Annotated in this window: 21 protein-coding genes and 1 other annotated feature; of the genes, 12 read left to right on the plus strand and 9 right to left on the minus strand. The window is 40.0% G+C overall.

The genetic code is table 11. The features are described 5' to 3' along the window. Positions 1-442 precede the first annotated feature (442 nt). The gene (gene selB / locus QNN06_RS12740; RefSeq protein WP_284037677.1) at positions 443-2,329 is read left to right on the plus strand and encodes a selenocysteine-specific translation elongation factor; all 1,887 of its coding nucleotides are present in this window, start codon (positions 443-445) and stop codon (positions 2,327-2,329) included. A gap of 48 nt (positions 2,330-2,377) precedes the next feature. Here selB and QNN06_RS12745 read toward each other — a convergent pair whose 3' ends face one another. Further along, positions 2,378-3,931 (minus strand): TerD family protein, encoded by a 1,554-nt coding sequence (locus tag QNN06_RS12745; protein WP_213116010.1) that lies wholly within the window; start codon positions 3,929-3,931, stop codon positions 2,378-2,380. A 201-nt stretch (positions 3,932-4,132) separates the two neighbouring features. Here QNN06_RS12745 and QNN06_RS12750 point away from each other — a divergent pair, with 201 nt between their 5' ends. Next, a complete protein-coding gene (locus QNN06_RS12750; RefSeq protein WP_284037678.1) occupies positions 4,133-4,492 on the plus strand; it encodes a CBO0543 family protein in 360 nt (119 codons plus the stop codon). Between the two features lie 210 nt (positions 4,493-4,702). Here QNN06_RS12750 and QNN06_RS12755 read toward each other — a convergent pair whose 3' ends face one another. From QNN06_RS12755 to QNN06_RS12770, 4 genes are all read right to left on the minus strand, one after another. Next, positions 4,703-7,840, minus strand: coding sequence for an MMPL family transporter (locus tag QNN06_RS12755; RefSeq protein WP_284037679.1), 3,138 nt, complete (start codon positions 7,838-7,840; stop codon positions 4,703-4,705). 3 nt (positions 7,841-7,843) lie between these two features. Continuing rightward, a complete protein-coding gene (locus QNN06_RS12760) occupies positions 7,844-8,305 on the minus strand; it encodes a MarR family winged helix-turn-helix transcriptional regulator (RefSeq protein ID WP_213116007.1) in 462 nt (153 codons plus the stop codon). A gap of 131 nt (positions 8,306-8,436) precedes the next feature. Then, positions 8,437-8,637 (minus strand): hypothetical protein, encoded by a 201-nt coding sequence (locus tag QNN06_RS12765; protein WP_213116006.1) that lies wholly within the window; start codon positions 8,635-8,637, stop codon positions 8,437-8,439. 102 nt (positions 8,638-8,739) lie between these two features. Further along, positions 8,740-8,877 carry a hypothetical protein gene (locus tag QNN06_RS12770; protein WP_213116005.1) on the minus strand — a complete coding sequence of 46 codons (138 nt, stop codon included), beginning with the start codon at positions 8,875-8,877 and terminating at the stop codon, positions 8,740-8,742. 170 nt (positions 8,878-9,047) lie between these two features. Then, positions 9,048-9,263, plus strand: a binding site (T-box leader). 94 nt (positions 9,264-9,357) lie between these two features. On the opposite strand from QNN06_RS12770, the gene proS reads away from it, so the two are divergent. The 3 genes from proS (at position 9,358) to QNN06_RS12785 (ending at position 11,641) form a co-directional block, all read left to right on the plus strand. Continuing rightward, on the plus strand, positions 9,358-10,788 hold the full coding sequence (gene proS / locus QNN06_RS12775) for a proline--tRNA ligase (protein WP_213116004.1): 1,431 nt from the start codon (positions 9,358-9,360) through the stop codon (positions 10,786-10,788). A 27-nt stretch (positions 10,789-10,815) separates the two neighbouring features. Then, complete coding sequence (locus QNN06_RS12780) at positions 10,816-10,941, plus strand: hypothetical protein (protein WP_284037680.1); 126 nt, start codon at positions 10,816-10,818, stop codon at positions 10,939-10,941. A 139-nt stretch (positions 10,942-11,080) separates the two neighbouring features. Next, positions 11,081-11,641, plus strand: a complete 561-nt coding sequence (locus tag QNN06_RS12785; protein ID WP_217034066.1) for a GNAT family N-acetyltransferase — start codon at positions 11,081-11,083, stop codon at positions 11,639-11,641. Positions 11,642-11,660: 19 nt separating this feature from the next. Here the strand turns inward: QNN06_RS12785 and QNN06_RS12790 are convergent, their stop codons facing one another. Further along, positions 11,661-12,257, minus strand: a complete 597-nt coding sequence (locus QNN06_RS12790; RefSeq protein WP_481819260.1) for a YdcF family protein — start codon at positions 12,255-12,257, stop codon at positions 11,661-11,663. 222 nt (positions 12,258-12,479) lie between these two features. On the opposite strand from QNN06_RS12790, the gene hmpA reads away from it, so the two are divergent. Then, on the plus strand, positions 12,480-13,745 hold the full coding sequence (gene hmpA / locus QNN06_RS12795; RefSeq protein ID WP_217034062.1) for an NO-inducible flavohemoprotein: 1,266 nt from the start codon (positions 12,480-12,482) through the stop codon (positions 13,743-13,745). Between the two features lie 154 nt (positions 13,746-13,899). Here the strand turns inward: hmpA and QNN06_RS12800 are convergent, their stop codons facing one another. Beyond that, a complete protein-coding gene (locus QNN06_RS12800; protein WP_217034060.1) occupies positions 13,900-14,748 on the minus strand; it encodes a DegV family protein in 849 nt (282 codons plus the stop codon). Positions 14,749-14,964: 216 nt separating this feature from the next. Between QNN06_RS12800 and QNN06_RS12805 the strand changes: the two genes are divergently transcribed. The 4 genes from QNN06_RS12805 (at position 14,965) to QNN06_RS12820 (ending at position 18,081) form a co-directional block, all read left to right on the plus strand. After that, complete coding sequence (locus QNN06_RS12805; RefSeq protein ID WP_217034058.1) at positions 14,965-15,741, plus strand: SGNH/GDSL hydrolase family protein; 777 nt, start codon at positions 14,965-14,967, stop codon at positions 15,739-15,741. 12 nt (positions 15,742-15,753) lie between these two features. Next, on the plus strand, positions 15,754-16,668 hold the full coding sequence (locus tag QNN06_RS12810; protein ID WP_217034057.1) for an ABC transporter ATP-binding protein: 915 nt from the start codon (positions 15,754-15,756) through the stop codon (positions 16,666-16,668). After that, positions 16,661-17,641 carry an ABC transporter permease gene (locus QNN06_RS12815; protein ID WP_213115999.1) on the plus strand — a complete coding sequence of 327 codons (981 nt, stop codon included), beginning with the start codon at positions 16,661-16,663 and terminating at the stop codon, positions 17,639-17,641. The genes QNN06_RS12810 and QNN06_RS12815 overlap by 8 nt, the downstream gene beginning before the upstream one ends. Before the next feature lie 71 nt (positions 17,642-17,712). After that, on the plus strand, positions 17,713-18,081 hold the full coding sequence (locus tag QNN06_RS12820; protein ID WP_217034054.1) for a VOC family protein: 369 nt from the start codon (positions 17,713-17,715) through the stop codon (positions 18,079-18,081). 119 nt (positions 18,082-18,200) lie between these two features. Here QNN06_RS12820 and QNN06_RS12825 read toward each other — a convergent pair whose 3' ends face one another. Then, on the minus strand, positions 18,201-19,424 hold the full coding sequence (locus tag QNN06_RS12825; RefSeq protein WP_213115996.1) for an NAD(P)/FAD-dependent oxidoreductase: 1,224 nt from the start codon (positions 19,422-19,424) through the stop codon (positions 18,201-18,203). Positions 19,425-19,707: 283 nt separating this feature from the next. On the opposite strand from QNN06_RS12825, the gene QNN06_RS12830 reads away from it, so the two are divergent. Both QNN06_RS12830 and QNN06_RS12835 read left to right on the plus strand, forming a co-directional pair. After that, positions 19,708-20,268 (plus strand): hypothetical protein, encoded by a 561-nt coding sequence (locus QNN06_RS12830; protein WP_217034053.1) that lies wholly within the window; start codon positions 19,708-19,710, stop codon positions 20,266-20,268. A 138-nt stretch (positions 20,269-20,406) separates the two neighbouring features. Then, entirely contained in the window at positions 20,407-20,532 is a 126-nt protein-coding gene (locus tag QNN06_RS12835) for a hypothetical protein (protein WP_261363765.1), read from the plus strand. A gap of 69 nt (positions 20,533-20,601) precedes the next feature. Here the strand turns inward: QNN06_RS12835 and QNN06_RS12840 are convergent, their stop codons facing one another. Next, on the minus strand, positions 20,602-20,811 hold the full coding sequence (locus QNN06_RS12840; protein ID WP_213115994.1) for a twin-arginine translocase TatA/TatE family subunit: 210 nt from the start codon (positions 20,809-20,811) through the stop codon (positions 20,602-20,604). Between the last annotated feature and the right edge of the window lie 25 nt (positions 20,812-20,836).

A 20,836-nucleotide genomic window follows, 5' to 3' on the forward strand; every position in this document is an offset into this window, starting at 1 on the left:
AGGAAAATGTCCTTCATAAGCGTGATGAAGGACAAAATCAATCATTAGAAAGACGAAAACGTCCTTCATAAGCACGATGAAGGACAAAATCGATCAATAGAAAGAGGAAAATGTCCTTCATAAGCCCAATGAAGGACAAAATCGATCAATAGAAAGAGGAAAATGTCCTTCATAAGCCCAATGAAGGACAAAATCGATCAATAGAAAGAGGAAAATGTCCTTCATAAGCCCAATGAAGGACAAAACCAGCTCTGAGAAAGAGGGAAATGTCCCTCATAGGCTTAATGAAAGACAAAATCAACACAAAGAGACTTATGAAAAAGTCCTTCATCAAAAAACTTGCTAGAAAAAACCAAAAAATAATTGTCCCATAAAGTTCGCTTGAACAATCCCCCTATTAAGGCTACAGTAGAGTAGAAGACCGGTAAAGAAGGTGGCAAGCTTGGACAAAAGATATTTTACGATTGGAATGGCGGGGCATATTGACCATGGAAAAACATCCCTAACGAAGGCTCTGACCAATGTTGATACAGATCGATTAAAAGAAGAAAAAGAGCGGCAAATCTCGATTGAACTCGGATTTGCTCCATTATATGAAGATGAGGAAATCCAGATTTCCGTTATCGATGTCCCAGGGCATGAACGTTTTATACGGCAAATGATTGCCGGAGTTGCCGGAATTGATCTGGTAGTACTGGTTGTAGCGGCCGATGAAGGCGTCATGCCGCAAACGAAAGAACATCTCGAGATTTTAAAATTTCTCGGTGTCAAAAACGGGATCATCGCCATTACAAAAATAGACAGAGTTGACGAAGAATTCATTGAACTTGTAAAGGATGATATTTTAGCAGAACTGCAAGGCACTGTATTTGAGGCTGCACCATTTGTTTTAATTGACAGTTTATCCAAAAAAGGAATTGAAGAAATAAAACAGCTAATCATTAAAAAGCTCAAGGAACAAGAGATGCGCGATGCCAAAGGCGCGTTTCGTCTGCCGATTGACCAGGTGTTTACTGTGAAAGGGCAGGGGACAGTTGTCCGCGGCACGGTTTATGAAGGCACGGTGGAAGAGGGGCAGGCTTTAAAAGTCATGCCTAAAGGGCTGGAGGTCCGGGCCCGGCAGATTCAAGTTCATCACAAACCTTCCCCAAAAGCCTACGCCGGACAACGTGCAGCAATTAACTTGTCAGGAGTCTCAAAGGAAGATTTGGAACGCGGTGAAGTTCTTGTTTCCTCGGAGCATTTTATTGTAACCAGAATAATAGATGTCGCCATTCGTGTTGTGGAGGAATTAGAGCATTTAATCAAGCAGCGGATGCCGATTAAACTGCATATTGGGACAGCTGAAGTAATGGGACGGATTGTCTTTTTTGACCGAAATGAAATCAAAGAAGAGAACGGAGAAATCCTTTGCCAGTTAAGACTTGAGGAAGAAATCCTGACCAAACGCGGCGATCGTTTCATATTAAGACGGCCTAGCCCGACCGAAACGATTGGCGGCGGCTGGGTAATCGATCCTAGAGGAAATAAATATCGTTTTGGAGAACAAACGATTGGAAAACTGGAGAAGAAAAAAGTCGGCACTCCTAAAGAACGAATAACAGCCGCTTTGTTGGAAGCGAAAAGTCTGACATTACCAGAATTAATTAAACGGACTGCCCTTGACGAAGAAACCTTATCAGAGCATCTCCAGAATGATGAATTTGTTCTTTTTAATGGAAAGGAATATACATTACAACAGTTAATCCAGTCTATCGAGGAAGATATTTATGACAGACTGCAGGATTTCCATCAACAAAATTCAATGAAGCAAGGTATCAATAAAGCTGAAATCCTGCAATCGATGCAAAAGAAATTCTCGAAGTCTCTTCTTGATTATGTTGTAGAAAATGCGATCTCTAAAAAGGTATTTTACCGGAGAGAACAGTTTGTCTGGCTGGCTGAGTTTTCACCGCATGTTCCAAAAAACTGGGCAAAACGGACGGAAAATCTGCTCGCTGAATTGAAAAAAGATGAGTTAAAAGTTCGTTATTTAAAAGACTATTTATCGGCTGCAGGCATTCCGGATACTCTGGAAGGGGATTTACGAAGATTCCTAGAAGACCAAGAGTTGATTGTGTTGCTCGATGATCAGTTTGCTTATCATGGAGATGTTTTTAAAGAAGCCGTTTATCAACTTCAATCCGCTACGGGGCTCGAATTTGAAGTGGGAGAAGCGAAAGAGGTCCTTGAACTTTCGCGCAAGTACATGATTCCGTTCTTGGAAAAGCTGGATGCAAAAGGTTATACAAAACGAGTCGAAAATAAGCGAGTTTGGAAAAATAAATAGTCAAAAGCCTCTGCCAAAATCCCAAAGTGCAGAGGCTTTTTTTCATTCTTATGATAAAAACTCAGCTGGGTTTAACCCAAGTTCGTGGCAGATATCAACGACCATCTGCTTTTCATTATGATCAAAGTTCCCATCAGCATAGCCAATGGCAATGCAATAGCGGGCGACCAAGCGGGCAATTTCCGGTTTTGTACGAATTCTTCCAAGCGCCCGGAATGCTTCGGCACGGCCAAGCATTCGATCATTTTCTATCCTGGAAACGAAAAAGTTGAATCTTTGAATAACTTTGGTAGTATCAAATACCCGCAATTCCTCGCTTTGATTAACAAAATCGACCATCTTTTGCCGTTCAGAAGCATCCAAGTAGCCGTCTGCCATGGCAACCAAAGCACATGCCGCAACGACTGCATCCAATACATCCTGACTCTTGTAACGATTAAATAATTCCTGGGCTCGTCTTTTTTGCGTGTTTGCCCATTCCGCGTAGTCTGTTTGAGAAGGGGACCAATTACTACCGCAGCTATTGCAGGTAAATTTTAATTGGTTATGTCCAATAAACCCGCCAAGTAAGCCAACAGGACCTAAAATTAAACCACCAATTGCCGCTTTGCCCAAACCAAACCCTTTTTTACCGGTACGTACATTTGAAGAATGACAACGTGGGCAAACGATATCATCGCCCCCATATGTAGACCGTGAGTTTGTTGAAGATGGGAATGTTTGAGACGGAAAGCCAAAAGCAGGCTGTCGGTTCGCAGAATCCGGCTGAAGATGGATCGGCTGCTGGGTTGTATTTTGGCTTTGCGGATATGGATCATATTGATTTTGACTTTGGCGATACGGATCATAATTATTATAATTTTGGCTCCCGTTCTGCGGGGAAAAGGACTGCGTTTGATAGGAATTATTGCTTTGACTTTGAAAAGGATTTCCCGTGAACTGATTTGGTGAGCTAGGTTGAAATGAATTTCCAGGCTGGCGGTCAGACTGCTGAACCGGAGCAGAATAGGACGAATTGACAGGGGCATCATCAACAGTTACCCCAAAATTTCCACAAAGGGCAGCTAATCCGCCTTGAAATCCGCTGGCAATGGCATTAAATTTCCATTCTCCGTTATGACGATATATCTCCGCTGCGACAATCGCGGTTTCAACTGTAAAATCCCTGCCTAGATCAAACCTCAATAATTCTTCATTGTTTTCCTCATTAAATATTCGAACATAGGAATCAGATACTTGTCCGAAATTTTGCCGCTTCGCCTGGGCATCATGAATCGTAATGGTAAAGGCGATACGGTGGATGTGAGCCGGTACCCGGTTTAAATCAATTCGTATTTGTTCGTCGTCTTTATCGCCGGAGCCAATCCGATTATCGCCGCTATAAATAATGGCTCCATTCCCTCCGGATGGATTATTGTAAAAAACAAAATCCTGATCGCTTTGCACTTTTCCTGATGGACCTAATAAAAAAGCGGATGCATCCAAATCAAAATTCGAACCGTTTTGATTGATATTCCAACCCAATCCCACAACAACTTTTTGAAGGCCGGGATGGGACTTTGTTAAATCCACTTTTTGACCTTTGCTTAATTTAACACCCACATTTTTCACTCCTTATTATTTCACTCTTTTTATCTCTATTTTCTAATAGGGGGAAAATTCCTAATACAAGACCATAATTATATTTACGGACCAAGCCCAAAAAAGTTTCATTTTGAAATACAAAGGATGTCATGAAGAAAAATTTTGAGGGGGATAAAAATTTACATTTACTAGGATTATAAAATCTGAAGGAGAGATTTTATGATTGCCATTATCTATTCGATTCTATGGATAATTGCTGCCTTTAAATTGGCAGATAGGGATTGGAAACAATATTATCCCACCATTTTATTTTCCTCACTGGGGAATGCATTATACGAAATTATTTGCTATAAATACCAGCTTTGGCAGATGGAACCGAATGGATTGCCGGCAGCCATCATTCCGATGATGTTACTTATATTAATAGGAATGCCCTTGTCTACATGGATTTTTTTATCAAAATACCCTTTTAGGAAAAAATTATCGATTCAAGTAATGTATACCTGCTTTTATGTAGTGATGTTCCTCGTGCTTGAATATGTGTCAAATAAAATTAGGGGCGATCACTTATCATCATAATTGGAATTTATTTTGGTCAGGCATATTTGTTATTGTCATGTTCCTAGTACTGAGAATTCATTACTCCAAACCACTGCTCGCATTATTTATTTCTGTGATCTTCAGCTTCTTCTTAATTTTTGTTTTCGATGTCAGCTTAGATAAAATGAAATAATAAAGATAGCACGCTGGGCTTGAGCGTGCTTTTTCGTTCGTTTGATAGTATTGGCGTCATTTTCTAAATGGCCACCAGTTGGCTTCTCCAAAGGTGCGCACCATAACTGGTACAAACAGCGGAAGAACCACTAGGGTATATAAAGCAAGACCAATTAATAGAATCGTAGCAATTTCTAGTAATGATAAAACACCGGAAGGCATCATCGCCGCGAACGTTCCGCCTAAGATGACGGCCGCTGAGATGATGACTGTTCCCATCTTCTTCATTGATTCAAGAATGGCTTTTTCAACAGGTAAATCACGGTACTCGTTAAAGCGGTCCATTAAGAAAATACTGTAGTCAATTCCAAGCGCAACGAGAATAACAAAGGCAAAGAATGGTACAGCCCAGCTGATGCCTGTGTAACCTAGCCAGTTTACAAAAATAAACTCAGAGATTGACATTGATGTATAGTAGGTTAAGACCAAAGAGCCGATTAGGTAAATTGGCATTATCAATGAACGGAGCAGGATGATAAGGATAATACCGATTCCTGCAAGCATTAAAATAACGGTTCTGGAATAGTCTCCTTTGGAAATGGTATCTAAATCATGGTGCATGCTTGATACACCTCCAATAGCAACATTTGCATTTTCAAGCTTTGTGTCTTTAACAGCACGTTTTACAGCATCTTTTATGACTGGTATTCTGTTTATCGCCTCATTAGAGTATGGATTCTTATTAAAGACAACATCAATTGTCATGACCTTGCGATCCTTTGACATATAGGCATTCAGCACTTTCGCAAAATCATTGCTATCCAAAACATTCTGAGGGATATAAAAACCATTTCGCGGCTGCTTAGATACATCAGCCAAGTAATCTTGGGCACTTGCCAGTCCATTTGAGACTTGATTTAATCCATCGGAGCTTTGATTTAACCCGTCAGAAAGCTGGTTAATTTGGCTGCCGATATTTTCAAACCCGGACAGAAGTCCCTGCTGGCCATCATTGATGCTATCCAGACCGTCGGTAAATTTCGGCATATTTGCGACGATTTGACCCTGACCGTCTTCCATTTGATATAGTCCGGACTCAAGTGCTTCAATACCCGGGATGAGCTGTTCCATTCCTTTAACAAGCTGTTCTTGGCCAGCAATTAATTTTGCAAATTCGCTATTGGCCGTATTAAGACCGTTTTGTACTTCTTTAAGGCCTGCGTTAAGTTGATTCATGCCTGCAGCTAGCTGCTGTGCCGCCACATAGGCCCCAGGGGCATCTGGCTTACCTGGAATGCCTTCAATTGTCGCCTTAATAGTTTGGTAGTCTTGACTATTCTGGACAATCGGATAATCTGTTTCCAACTGATTAAAATTAGCTTGCAAATTAAGGCTGCTGCTTAGTAATTCCAACCCAGCGGCCGTTTTTTGATAATTGCTTAATAGGGTGCCCAGCCCACTTTCTGTTTGTTGATAGCCCGCAAGTATTTGTTTGCTTCCATCTAAAGCTTTTTGAGAATTAATTTTGATTTGGGTTAAGCCTTCTTTTATTTGTGTTGAACCTAAAGAACCTTGTTTAAGTCCTGTTTCGATATCTGAAAGGCCGCTTTGAACTTTGGCCAGATTCGTTTTGATTTCATTCGTGCCAGAGATTAATTGGCTGATCCCTGCTGTTGCCTGCTCCATTTTTGGTTGATTAGCTGCCATCTGGCTGCTTGCTTCAGAGAGTCCGCCGCTGATTTGTTTAATCCCGTCATTTCCTTTGCCAAGCCCGTCCTCAAGGCTTGCCACCTGCTTGGAAATATAAAAATCGTCCATTGGTTTGCCGGCCGGGCGGGTGACAGAACGGACGGTTTTGACATCATTGACTTTTTTGAGTTCTTGGCTGATTTTTTCGGTAATCGACAAATATTCCGTGGTGTTCATTTTATCGTCATTTTTTATGACAATTTGTGTCGGCATGGATTCACCAGGACCGAATGAATCCGCGATTAGATTAAACCCCTTAATAGATGGATAATCATCGCTGATTTCTTCAAGCGAATTAAATGACAATTGGTCCTTATACGTGAATAGGAAAGGTATTGCGATAATGGCAACAAGAATAAAAGCAATCAATGGACGTTTTAGTGCAAAGTTCCCCATTACACCCCATATCTTACTATCGCCGTGTTCAAGCTTCCCCTTAGCTGGCCAAAACAATTTTTTCCCAAGGACTGTCATGAAAAATGGCACCACCGTGATGAGCGCGATTAATAAAATGGCAACTCCAACTGCTACAGCAGCGGCGGATTTGTATAGTTGGAAGGTTGATAAACCTATCGAAGCAAATCCGATGAAAACAGCGACTCCGCTAAAAAAGACCGTTTTTCCAGCTGTTTTATATGTTTTAATGATGGCCTCTATTACATTTTCACCCGAAGACAATTCCTCTTTAAAGCGGCTTAAGAGCAGGATGCAATAATCCGTTCCAATCCCGAAGAGGACGGCAACCAAGAAAATCTGTGTAAAGGTTGATAAGGGAAAGTTCACTTTATCTACTAAAATAGCAACAATGGATTGAGCTGTCAGATAGCTAAATCCTACCGTTATCAAAGGAATAATTGGGGCCACTACTGATCTAAAGACAAGCAGCAGCACTGCTAAAATGAAAACTACCGTTATGCCTTCGGTTTTTTTCAATCCTTCCTGAGAGTTTGTGACGAGGTCCTCGCCAATCACCCAGCCGCCTGTATAGTAATGTTCAAGTTTGACATCATCAATCGCTTTATTTAATTCTTTGACAATTTTTTTTGCTTCTCTATCGTTCGATGTAACTTTAATGGAGACTAGAATTGTTTTGCCGTCCTTTGAAACCAGCTGGTCCTTTAGTTCCTCTTGAGTGAAATGGGTGAGGATTTCGGTGATTCCGAGCGTCTCTTTATTTTTTTCTAGTTCTTTGACAGCTTTTTCAGCATCAGCGAAGTCGTCCTTCGTTAATTTTTTTTCACTATGGAAGACAAGCGCCGTTTGCAGGGAATTGCCCTTATTTTCACTCGACTGAACATCCTTGAGAATTTTTTCGGCAAGGGTGGAGGAGTAACCTTCTGGAACGGAAATTTGTCCTTTCTCCCGAACGAGATTTTCCATGTTTGTTGCTGCCATAAAAAGAGCAGCAATGACAGCAATCCAAGCGATTAAGATAAACCATTTTCCCTTAATGATGGCTCTCACTTGTTATTCCCCCAGTTCTTCCTGTTTCTTGTTGTCTAAAATTTGTGCTAATTTTTCATACGTGTTTATAAAAGTTGTGATTTCGGTTTCATCGAACTGGGTAATGATAGATTCAACCAATTGATGGACTTTTTCCTGGGCACTTTGAAACAGTTCGACGCCTTCTTGTGTAGGTGTTAAATAAACCACTCTGCGATCTTTTTCATCCCTAGTTCGTTGTATCAATCCTCTATCTGTCATTCGATTTATGATGGCTGTTATTGCACTTTTATTTACCTGAAAAACTTCAGCCAATTCCGTTGACGTACATTCTCCAGTCTGGTGGATATACCTTAAGATGTAGTGCTGGTCATTGGTCAATTCGTTCCCAAGTTGATTTTTAATTAAGGCTTCCGCTTTTTTATGTACCTGAAAGGAAATGTTAACATAGCGGTCAATTAAATCCTGGATTGTGTTGTTATCCATTTTGCTTTCACCCCATTACTTTTTGGAAAATAGTTAATCTATTGAACTATTCACCTGTTAAACTATATAACAAAGTAAATATTGTGTCAATTAGGAACAATCAGCAAAAAAAGACCTTGATTTTATAACAATCAAGGCCATTGCTCCATATGCTTTTGTAGTTTTTTCTTTTTCGTGATTCTTTTGATTAGATATATACCGGCTATCAATGCCAGCACATTTAATGAATCGCCAAAGTTAATTGTTAAACTGAATTGGTTATTCACCTTAATATCACTTTTATTGTTTGTTGTACTAGGACCACTTTTTATTTCCGGCTCTTTCTTTACCACTCGCATGCCCCCTAAAATCTATCATTTCTCTATTAATCATATTCAGGGCGGGGGAAATAATGCTAGATTTTAACAAAGAGGTTTATGAAACAAATTGAGGGATTATCCTTCATTTTTTTCTTTTTCAACGGCATTTTTAAAAATACGTTTCAGGGCTTCATTTTGCATTCTCATGTATTCAAGCAATGTTTCTTTTTCTTCCTCATCGAGCTCAAGTTCATCTTTTTTTTCCTTTTTCATGCAAATCACCCCAATTTAGCTATTAATAGCATTTTAACCGATTCGGAACGTCGATTAAAGTGGTATTAAAAATTTTAAAAAGGCAATAATGGTTAATACTAATGAAAAATATTCCTATAAAGGAATTGACTTTTAGCTAAGGGAAATATATAATTTTTTCAAAAATATAGATTGAAACAATGACGGGGATTAGTAAAATGAAAAAGGTCTTACCAAGAGAGGAAACCATTGGTGCGAGGTTTCTTAAGACGGTCATTTGAACCTGCCTCCGAGTTCTGTATCGGATGAATTGAAGATACATGCGGATCAAATCCGTTATCATGCAAAGAGTTTAAAGCATTTGCTTTATGAATTTAGGGTGGTACCGCCAGGCCTTGGTCCCTTTTTAGGATCAGGGCCTTTTTATATGCAAAAAGCTAAATGCGTCTAAAACAGACGCTGGAGCGGGAAATATTTTTCAGAAAATGATGAGGTGTCAAAATGGCTAAGGAATTTGTAAAAGATATTACTGCGATGGATGAGGACTTCGCGCAGTGGTATACAGATGTTGTTACAAAAGCAGATTTAATCGATTATTCAAGCGTCCGCGGTTCAATGATTATCCGCCCATACGGATTCGCCCTGTGGGATAATATCAAAAATGAACTGGACCGCCGCATTAAAGAAACCGGGCATGAAAATGTGTATATGCCATTATTTATTCCTGAAAGCCTGCTGCAGAAGGAGAAGGACCACGTAGAAGGGTTTGCTCCTGAAGTTGCTTGGGTAACACACGGGGGTTCTGAAGAACTTGCTGAAAGACTGGTGGTCCGCCCAACTTCAGAGGTTTTATTCTGCGAGCATTATAAAAATATCATCCATTCTTATCGTGATTTACCAAAACTATATAACCAATGGGCTAACGTTGTCCGGTGGGAGAAAACAACCCGCCCATTCTTAAGAACATTGGAGTTCTTATGGCAGGAGGGCCACACAGCCCATGCAACAGATGAAGATGCAATGGAAGAAACGATCAAAATGTTGAATGTCTATGCTGAGGTTCTTGAAGGGATCCTAGCTATTCCAGTTGTAAAAGGGCAAAAAACTGAAAAAGAAAAGTTTGCCGGTGCAAAAGCCACCTTCACTGTTGAAAGCTTGATGCATGATGGAAAAGCGCTTCAGTCAGGAACTTCCCATCACTTTGGCACAGGTTTTGCTGAAGCATTTGGCATCCAATACACTGACAAAGAAGGAAAGCTTCAATATGTTCATCAAACATCATGGGGCTTTACAACTCGTGTTATCGGTGCCTTAATTATGGTTCACGGCGACGACCGCGGTTTGGTGATTCCGCCAAAAGCAGCACCAACTCAAGTGATGATTGTCCCAATCGCCCAGCATAAAGAAGGCGTGCTTGATTTTGCGTATGAATTGAAAAATTCACTTGGCAAAGTGGCACGCGTCGATATCGATGCCAGCGACAAAAAGCCAGGCTGGAAGTTCAATGAGTATGAAATGAAAGGTATTCCGGTCCGCTTGGAAGTTGGTCCAAAGGATATCGAAAACAAGCAGGTAGTTTTGGTACGCCGGGACACTTTGGAAAAAATCGTCGTTTCAATGGATCAATTAGAAGAGAAGCTTGTAGCGCTGCTTGAGGAGATTCAGTCGAACCTGTACAACAAAGCGTTGAAGCATCGTGAAGAAAGAACATCGGTTGCCACTACACTTGCTGAATTAAAGGAATCCTTGGAAGCAAAGCCAGGCTTTATCAAAGCAATGTGGTGCGGCGAGTTAGCCTGCGAAGAAAAAATCAAAGAAGATACTGGCGCTACATCACGTTGTATCCCATTTGAACAGGAAAAAGTATCTGATAAATGCGTTTGCTGCGGGAAAGACGCAGATCAGATGGTTTACTGGGCAAAAGCATATTAAAAATTACCTTTTTGAGGGGCTCTTTCGATGGGAGGAGCCCTTCTTTATGCAGTTTTGCTGCCTTTTAACCAGTCTCTCGATGACATTAGGGAGGATATCAGCGGATTTTTTCGGGATATCAGCGGATTTTTAATTTTATCAGCGAATTCATAAATTTATCAGCGAATCTCTATAAGATATCAGCGGATTTTCAAATATAACAGCGAATCGCCAAATTTGCAGTGTCACTTAACCGGGCAAAAAGGAATTTTACATTTTATATCGAACTTAACATAATAGGAGGTGCACAAAATTGAAACCTATCTTAATAGATTTCCCAGAAGAATTTTACACAGAAAGATTAGTTATTCGTAAGCCGATGCCGGGTGACGGAAAAGCGGTTTATGAGGCAATGCAGGTTTCCTTGACCGATCTGAAGCAGTGGATGCCTTGGGCCCACCGCAATCAAACGCCAGAAGAGGTAGAGGCCAACATGCGTGAAGCGCATGCGAAGTTTCTCACTAGAGAAGATCTAAGATTGCATATATTTCATAAAGAAACCGGTGAATTTATTGCATCTTCCGGATTGCATAGAATCAACTGGGATGTTCCCAAATTTGAAATTGGCTACTGGATTGATACACGGCATAGCGGAAAGGGCTACATAACGGAAGCGGTTGAGGGTATTACCAATTATGCTTTTCAGGAATTGAAAGCCAAGCGGGTAGAAATCCGCTGCGATTCTAAAAATGTGAAAAGCCGGGCCATTCCAGAACGTTTGGGATTTGACCTGGAAGGCATTTTAAAAAATGATAGTATTTCTGTTGTTGGAAATGAACCAAGAGATACATGTGTTTTTGCAAAAATAAAATAAAGTAACAAAAAAACTCGACCTAAAGTCGAGTTTTTAAATTAGCTAGGGACGTAACTAAATAATATTTTGTAATCGCCAAATATTCACGAATATATGATTTTGGGACAGCAATCAACGGTGTTCCCGCTGGAAGCCCTTGTACCTTAAGGTCGGCGTCAGAGGCAAGTGACAAGGCACGATAGAGATGAAAGTCATTCGTTACCACAACACCATCTTTAGCAGATATCGGAATGAGTTTTTTTGAAAAATGTATATTTTCATATGTATCAGTTGATTTAGGTTCTAAAACAATCCGAGATTCGTTAATCCCAAGTTTCTGCAGTTCTCTTTTAATACATTCAGCTTCAGATATATCCTCTCCGGGACCTTGCCCTCCTGAAGCAATGGCTATTGTGCTCGTGTTTTTCTTTAAATATACGGCAGCTGCATCTATTCGGCTAGCTAATGTTAACGATGGTTCAGTGCCTTTCACTCTCGCGCCAAGAACAATTAGGTAATCTGCATTATTAGCAGGAACTACACCATAATTTAAGGATATCTTATATTGTAAAAAGGCTGCATAAATGATCCCCACCGCAAATATTACCCAAAACAATAAAACTACTTTTTTTCGAATCCTTTTCATTGATTTCGCACCTCAATAATTTACCAATAATCATTATTTTACATTATAAATGAATCTTCTGGAAAAATTTGCGTCTAAAGTAATAGTCTGAATTATTCAAAAATATCAATATGTGATTTGCATCACTTATTCTCAGTGATTTCTATCATATAATTCACTATGGATATAAAATTCACTACATATATAGTGGAAACACAATGAGGAGTGATAAAGATGTTAGACCAAAAAACCATCGAGATTATTAAATCAACAGTTCCAGTTTTAGAACAACACGGTGAAAAAATTACGACACGCTTTTATCAAATTATGTTCGGGAACCATCCTGAATTATTGAACATTTTCAATCATGCCAACCAAAAACAGGGAAGACAGCAAAAAGCTCTTGCCGGAACGGTTTATGCTGCGGCAATGTATATTGACAATCTTGAAGCCATTATTCCTGTTGTCAAACAAATTGCCCACAAGCATAGAAGCCTTGGCATCAAACCTGAGCATTATCCGATTGTCGGAATACATTTGCTGCTTGCTATCAAAGATGTTTTAGGAGATGCAGCAACTGATGAAATCATCGATGCCTGGGCTCAAGCCTATGAAGTAATAGCAGGTGCCTTCATTGGTGTGGAAGCAGAAATGTATGATGTAGCAGCGAATCAAAAAGGCGGTTGGGACGGTTTCCGTAACTTTATCGTTGATCGCAAAGTCATTGAAAGTGATGTCATTACATCCTTCTACTTAAAGCCTGAAGATCAGAAGGAAATTGCCGGTTTTGAACCAGGACAATATATTAGTATTCTACTAGAAATCGACGGGGAGAAGTTTACCCATATCCGTCAATACAGTCTTTCAGATGCTCCAGGAAAAGATTTCTATCGAATCAGCGTGAAACGCGAAGCGGGTACTCCAAATCCCGATGGAATCGTATCTAATTACCTTCATGATGAAGTAAAAGAAGGAGACATTTTAAAAGTAAGTGCACCAGCTGGGGATTTTGTGTTAGACACTGAAAAAACAAATCCGGTCGTTTTACTTAGCGGCGGTGTAGGTTTAACACCAATGATGAGTATGTTAAAAACCGTGGTAGAACTTCAGCCGGAAAGAAAAGTAACATTTGTCCATGCGGCTGCAAATGGTAATGTCCATGCGCTTAGGGAAGAAGTTGAAGAACTGGCACAGCTTGACAATGTAAATAGCTGCATTTTTTATGATTCCCCAACTGAAGATGATCGCCAAAACAACCGTTTCGATGTTGAAGGTTATGTGACACGAGAATGGTTGGAAGAGAATGTAGCAATTGAAGATGCTGAATTCTATTTCTGCGGACCGGTTCCATTCATGAAGGCCATTAATGGCTCTTTAAAAGGACTTGGGGTAACTTATGAGAGAATCCACTTTGAATTCTTTGGACCAATGGGAAGTTTAGAAAATAATGAAAAGGATACAGCCATTGCCGAACGGTCTGAAGATTTAGTTACAGTTTAATAAACAAAAACCCGAATTTCCAAGAAGGAATTCGGGTTTTATTTTTAGCTAATAGGAAAGTATAAATCTTCACAAATTTATACTTTCCTAACGCATAAATTCAACTACGCCTCTGTCTTCGTCCTAACGGACTCGCCAATCGGCGAGTTTTCATTTATTCACAAACCCAGGAAAGGCCTATTGTCCCTACCCCAGTATGAACTCCTGCAACGGTTATCAACATCATAATCTCAGTTTTTACATTTGGGAAGGTTTCGTTAAGCAATTTCTCCAGTTCTGAAGCCTTTTTTGAATCGTTCGCATGAAGAATAGCCGCTTTTTGGACCTTTTTTGTTTCCAAATCTTCTTTTAATGTCTTCATTAGCCAAGCGAAGGCTTTTTTATCGGAACGGACCTTGTCTTTAATTTTTGCCGTACCTTCCTCGATGGCCAATATCGGCTTAATATTTAGAAGAGATGCCAGGATTTTTTGTCCGCCCGAGACCCGGCCGCTTTTGTGCAGCTGATCGAGATTAGAAGGGACTAAGAATAGCCGCGTATGGTCACGCAAAGCATTTAGCTGGTTTACAACTTCTTCAATCTCAAGTCCCTCCTCAACAAGCTCAATCCCTCTTTTAATAATAAAGGAAAGCGGATAAGAACCTGTAAGAGAATCAATAGCGTAAAGTTTAAAGCCAGCCATATTAGCGGCTAAAACGGAAGTTTGATAGGTACCGGTTAGAACACTTGATGCATGGATAGCAATCCCGAAATCATATTCCTCTTTCAACTTTTCATAGAGCTCTACGAAATCATTGATGGACGGCTGGGAAGATTGAAATTTTCCATCCTCATTTTTCATTCGCTCATAAAATTCCTCTTGAGTAATATCAATCGTTTCCTTATAAAATTCATCGTTAATAACAACATGCAGCGGGATAACATGTATGTCATTTTTCTCAATAAATTCCTTAGAGAGAGAAGATGTTGTATCGGTAATCCATGCGATCTTTGCCTTGTTCATAAGTCCTCTTCCTTCCGCGTAATTCAATAGATGTAATAGCTTACATTTCAAAATAGTAAATCATGTAGTTTTCATAACTACATAAAAGATACTAGAATCGTATTATAGAGTCAATAAATATTTTAAGTTTCGCTTAAAATTCATATTCTCAAATTTGCTTCCCAAACGATTAGTGTTTAAATTAAAGATAGATGAAGGTCAGAAAGGATGAACATATTGAGTAAGAATTCAATTCGGGCGATAACAGGCGTGGCAGCCCTCCTTTGTCTCCTCTGGCTGGCTGGACTCGGTTGGGCAGTTGGGGAGTACTATGCAGGTACATCGGAAAATATCTCAAAGCCATCCGTTTCGGAGCAGAAAGCTGATCAAAAAAAGGGATTAACCGTAGTGGCTCTTGGAGATTCCTTAACACGAGGAACTGGTGATGAGACGGGTAAAGGCTATGTAGGTGTCCTAGTTGACGAAATCAAAGAAAAAACCAAAAAGTCTGTTCAGTTAACCAACCTCGGCATTAATGGTCAAAGATCAGACCAGCTTCGCAACCAGATTCAGGAGGAGGAAATCGGAAGACAAATCCAAAAAGCAGATGTTGTGCTGGTGACGATCGGCGGCAACGATTTGTTTCGAGGCGGGCAGGGTTTAATAGATTTTCAAGCGGAGGATATAACCGCCATTGAGAAAAAATATCTGGATAATTTGAATTTTATTTTCACTGAAATCCGAAAGCACAATCAGACTGCCAATGTGTTCTTTGTTGGTTTGTACAATCCTTTCATTGAATTAAATCAAGGAAAAGAAATGTCCAAGGTCGTTCGAAAATGGAATTACGACAGTGCTGAAGTTAGTTCCGTATTCCCTAAAATAGTATTTGTTCCGACGTTCGATTTATTTGAATTGAAGGTAAATGATTATTTATATTCGGATAAGTTCCATCCGAATCAAAAAGGATATCGGTTAATAGCTGAACGAGTTGCTGCATTGATGACATGGTAAGGAGTTAAACCCATGGAGAAAAAAATAACATTGTCCGTCAAGGATTTGAAAAAAGTAATTGGGCGTAGAGAGATTATCAAGGGATTAAGCTTTGATCTGCGGGAAGGAGAGGTATTTGGCTTCCTTGGGCCAAATGGCGCCGGCAAAACAACGACGATCCGTATGCTTGTCGGTTTAATTAGACCAACCTCGGGAACCATTCACATTTGTGGTTTTAACATTAGAGAGCATTTTCAAAAGGCCATGGAAAGTCTGGGCTGTATTGTCGAAAATCCAGAATTATACCCTTATTTGTCAGGCTATAATAACCTGCTTCATTTTGCGCGCATGCTTGAAGGGATTGGCGAAGAACGCATTAAGGAAGTGACGGAGCTTGTTGGCTTGACCGAAAGAATTCATGATAAAGTAAAAACTTACTCACTTGGTATGAGGCAGCGCCTGGGAATTGCCCAAGCACTATTGGGAAATCCGAAGGTGCTGATTCTAGATGAGCCGACAAACGGACTAGATCCCGCCGGAATTCGTGAAATGCGCGAATTTATCCGCTTTTTGGCCGAACAGGAAGGATTGAGTGTCCTTGTCTCGAGCCATTTATTAAGTGAAATTCAGTTATTGTGTGACCGGGTTGCCATTATTTCAAAGGGTGCCATCATACGCATCGATACAGTTGAAAAGTTGTTATCAAATCGTGAAAGAGTCGTCTGGAGACTTGCGCCGATTGACAAAGGAAAACAAGTATTAGCAGCTATGACAGAAATAGAAGAAAAAGAAGACGGTACCATTTTAACAGAGTTTGACGAACAAAGAACGCCTGAGTGGAATAAACAGCTTGTTGAAGCTGGGGTTTCGGTGATTGAATTCCATCGAAAGCTTCCTGTGCTCGAAGACTTGTTTCTTGAGCTTACTGGGGGTGAGACAATTGCATAAATTGATTCAAAATGAAATGCTCAAGCTAATCGCCAAGAAACGTTTAATCGTAATTGCCATCATCATTGGGGTTCTCGTCATGTTGTTTACTTATGCTCAATATAAGCAGATTCAAACACAGCGGGAGAAATTGGGCACCAGTGATTGGCGGACCATCCTTCAGCAGCAGATTGTCGACACCACCAACCGTTTATCGAGCAGCCGGATTTCAGACGAATGGAAAAAACAATTACAAATCTCGCTTCAGCAGCAGCAGTATTATCTTGAGCATGATATCAATCCCTCAGAACCCGGGGCACCAACTTTTATGAGGATTTTTCTGGAAAATTCGATTGACCTGTTTATTCCTTTAATGGTGATGGTTATAGCCAGTGACTTGGTTTCCTCTGAGCATAGTCTGGGCACAGTCAAACTGCTCTTAACCAGACCCGTCAAACGATGGAAAATCCTCTTGAGCAAATACATAACACTATGCCTTGCCGTTTCATTAATAATTGCAATTGCCGGAATTCTCTCATATGGCATTTCCGGACTTGTTTTCGGATATAAAGGGTGGGGTGCGCCGATCCTGACTGGATTCAGCGTTACCGATACCGGGTTAAATACATCTGAAGTAAGGCTGTTAAGTCTGTGGAAGTTTTTATTAATGGATTTTGGGCTCGTTTGGTTTGTGGCCATCGTTGTTGGCACCTTGTCGTTTATGTTGTCGGTTTTAATCCGCAGTACCGCGGCAGGCATGGGGGTTATGCTGGCCGCCTTAATTTCTGGGGCGATTTTAAATAACATGGTTTCATCATGGAAATCAGCTAAATTCTTTTTTATGGTGAATTTAAGACTGACAGACTACATGAAGGGGAATGCACCACCAATCGAAGGTATGACGCTGTCGTTTTCATTACTCACCCTTTTAGTGTGGTGGGCAGCAGCATTAATGGTATCGTTTATGGTCTTTACCAAGAGAGATGTTTACTAAATTAAAATTTGATAGAAATTTTTAAATTTTATAAAATAAAATGTGAAAATGAAGAAAATGGGGGAATCAATATGTCTTTTGTCGTCAAAAAAATTGATCATGTTCAACTGGCTGCTCCAAAAGGCTGTGAAGACGAAGCGAGAAAATTTTTTGGAGATGTTTTAGGGTTAGTCGAGGTGGAGAAACCGGAGGAATTAAAGAAACGCGGCGGCGTTTGGTTTGAGTTTGGTACGTTCCAAATTCATATTGGAGTAGAGGAGCCCTTTACCCCTGCTAAAAAAGCCCATCCTGCCCTGGTTGTGGAAAACATCGACTCCTTAAAAGAGCATCTAAGTAAAAACAATATACCTTATACTGCAGACGACAATCTCCCAGGTGCAAACCGAATCCACCTGCATGATCCATTCGGAAACCGCCTTGAGTTGTTGGAATGGATTTAAAAACAGCCCGCTTGTTACTAGCGGGCTGTCTGCCTTAATGGGGGAAATAAGGCCTATAAAAGGGATATATCTATTTAACGGCTGCAGGGAAGGTGGCTTGGCCGCCGATAATCCACAAACTATTGTTTGACCGTGATTTTGACAGGTTCGCGGTTGATTCTAAAGTGCTGTTTTAGGATTAATGCCGGTCCGCCAAGATTGAACAAATATCGAGCTTCAATCACTTGTTTCATGAAGGCTCCAAATAAACCGGAAAGGCGGAAGCGACTGACTAAGCCGACTGCAGCAAAATTGCCAATGGAAGCAACTGTCCCTTTATGATGATATTCAAACACCTTCAATTCATTGCCTCGGATTGTGGACACAATGTTCTGTGCACAAACAGGTGCTTGCTGGAGGGCAACTTGCGCAGTAGGAGGCAAAGAGCTTTTTTCATCCTTCATGAATAGCGAGCAATCCCCAACACTGAAGACATTAGTCATATTTTTTACCCTAAGATACGAATCAATAGGGATTTTTCCTTTTTCAAGCGGCAATCCAAATTTTTCGACAATGGAATTTGCTTTTACCCCACAGGACCATATGATGGTTCGAGCAGGAATTTCCAAATTGGTTTCTAACAATATTTTTTCCGGAGTGCATTCCAATATCTTCTTGGAAGTAATTAATTCAACATCAAATTTATCTAATGTTTCAGTTGTATACTTTATTGATTGTTTTGGAAAGAAGGGAATAACAGATTCAGCAGCTTCCACGGCAACAATTTTTACCTTTTCAAATGGAATATTGTGCTGACTGCAAAGTTTTGGCAGTCCCTCAGCTAATTCTCCTAGCATCTCAATCCCGGTAAATCCTCCGCCAGCAACCACGAAGGTTAACCGAGAAGGGTCTTGATCCTCTTTATAGAGGTTCAACTGCTTTGTGATATGATGATAAATTGCTTTTGAGCTTCTAAAGCTGCGGATTGCAAAGGCATTTTCTTTACTGCCTGGAATTCCAAATGTTTCTACTTCAAAGCCTAATGCTGTCACTAAATAGTCGTATTCGATGGTATCCCCGCCTTCTAGGTGAACTAGCTGGTTATGGATATCGACAGAGGATACTGCACCTTTAATAAATCGGGTTTTGGTTGAGTCTATTAAATCTGGAATGGAAATGGCAAATTGTCTATCTGCTGCCGTACCAACTCCAATTTTGTGGAGCTGTGTGGTTATGTAATGATAATCGTGTTTATTAATCAGGGTTACGTCTGCTTCCCCGTCTTTTAACAACTTCTCAAGTCGTTTGCTTGTAATAATGCCCCCGTATCCGGCACCGAGAATTAGAATTTTTGGCTTCGTCATATGTCATCAGCTCCAAGTAAAATGTCTATATTGTGAAATATTTCACATATAACTTTTAAAAAATAAGGCAAAACTCATTTATTAATTTCTGTTTACATGTGAAAATATTCACAAACAATTTATGTATATAGATTACGATATTTTGTTAAAGAGTACAAGTTAATAATCACTAAAATTTTGTCAAATTGGTAAATTTTTTTTCGTTAATTGGGCATTATAAATTCGTGCCAAAATACATTTGTTGGTTTCGAAAAAATATAAAAGATTTTGAAAGGAGATTTTTATGAAAAGCAAAATAGCTTGTTTAATATTGGGACTGTTCTTGGCGGTACCTGGCTTTGGGAAGGCGAATATGGTGCCTGACACCACTGGGAAACAGCTTGAAAAGCCATGTGACTGCGAATCGGAAGAGACTAAGCATGAACATGGGATGCATCGTGACTGGCAGGCTAAAATGGCAGAACGGCAGAAGCAGCTTTTATCATGGGTAGAGAAGTATACTCCAGATAAGAAAAAAGAATGGGAGGCTGTGCTAAAGGAGAGAAATGCTCTTCGCACCAAATGGATGGGTCCGGAAAATGCCGGAAAACGGGAGCAATGGAAGAAAGAGAAAATGCAAAAAATGACTGAGCTTAAGAAACAATTTGATGAAGGGAAAATTACCAAAGAAGAATTTATCAAAAAGGCTCATGGTGAAAAAGATATGATGAAATGGAAAACATTTCATGACCTTAGGATTGCGGTAGAGAAGAACGATTCGAAAAAGGCAGTAGAAACCCTTAATCAACTATTATTACAATTTAAGGACCACAATGCGAAGCTAAAAGAAAAACTCGGTGAATAAAAAAATAATCTTAAAGAAAAAAGCCAATTTTTTTAGTTGACTTTTTCTATTGAGTTTTTATACCAATATAAAAATTACATTATTAAAAGCTTGTCAAAGGGGAATTTTAAAAGGGAGACATGAAAGGGAGGTATGGGTATGGATCGAAAAAAATTAATGATGACAACCGTAGCATTAGGGGCTGCGTATTTAATGCGGAATGACAAGTCCCGTAAAAAACTCATGAATCAACTCCAGGGACTGGCAGAAAAATCAAGAAGATAATGACTAGAAAAAAGGGCTGACTCACCACGGGTCAAGCCCTTGTGTTTTGAGACAGCCTTGTTTTTTGGATTATTTTGTAATGTCGACTTTTTTCGCCTCTTTAATGTCTTCATGTATTTCTGCCTTAATATCATCAGCAATTCCGCTGGTGGCATTTTTAAATTCACGGATGGACTTACCAAAGGCACGGCCAATTTCCGGCAGTTTATTTGGACCAAAAATAACTAACGCAACAATTAAGATCAAAATTAATCCGGGTACTCCAATGTTGGAAAACATTCCTTCATCTCCTAGCGATGATTAT

The organism is Neobacillus sp. 114 (assembly GCF_030127045.1).
Classification (GTDB): domain Bacteria; phylum Bacillota; class Bacilli; order Bacillales; family Cytobacillaceae; genus Neobacillus; species Neobacillus rhizophilus.

Coding starts and splice junctions, on each gene's coding strand:
- QNN06_RS12825 (WP_213115996.1), bottom strand. CDS start 19,424: ATGACGAAGCCAAAAATTCTAATTCTCGGTGCCGGATACGGGGGCATT.
- QNN06_RS12835 (WP_261363765.1), top strand. CDS start 20,407: ATGGATCGAAAAAAATTAATGATGACAACCGTAGCATTAGGGGCTGCG.
- QNN06_RS12780 (WP_284037680.1), top strand. CDS start 10,816: ATGGGAGGAGCCCTTCTTTATGCAGTTTTGCTGCCTTTTAACCAGTCT.
- QNN06_RS12820 (WP_217034054.1), top strand. CDS start 17,713: ATGTCTTTTGTCGTCAAAAAAATTGATCATGTTCAACTGGCTGCTCCA.
- QNN06_RS12840 (WP_213115994.1), bottom strand. CDS start 20,811: ATGTTTTCCAACATTGGAGTACCCGGATTAATTTTGATCTTAATTGTT.
- QNN06_RS12810 (WP_217034057.1), top strand. CDS start 15,754: ATGGAGAAAAAAATAACATTGTCCGTCAAGGATTTGAAAAAAGTAATT.
- QNN06_RS12800 (WP_217034060.1), bottom strand. CDS start 14,748: ATGAACAAGGCAAAGATCGCATGGATTACCGATACAACATCTTCTCTC.
- QNN06_RS12760 (WP_213116007.1), bottom strand. CDS start 8,305: ATGGATAACAACACAATCCAGGATTTAATTGACCGCTATGTTAACATT.
- QNN06_RS12830 (WP_217034053.1), top strand. CDS start 19,708: ATGAAAAGCAAAATAGCTTGTTTAATATTGGGACTGTTCTTGGCGGTA.
- proS (WP_213116004.1), top strand. CDS start 9,358: ATGGCTAAGGAATTTGTAAAAGATATTACTGCGATGGATGAGGACTTC.
- hmpA (WP_217034062.1), top strand. CDS start 12,480: ATGTTAGACCAAAAAACCATCGAGATTATTAAATCAACAGTTCCAGTT.
- QNN06_RS12750 (WP_284037678.1), top strand. CDS start 4,133: ATGATTGCCATTATCTATTCGATTCTATGGATAATTGCTGCCTTTAAA.
- QNN06_RS12770 (WP_213116005.1), bottom strand. CDS start 8,877: ATGAAAAAGGAAAAAAAAGATGAACTTGAGCTCGATGAGGAAGAAAAA.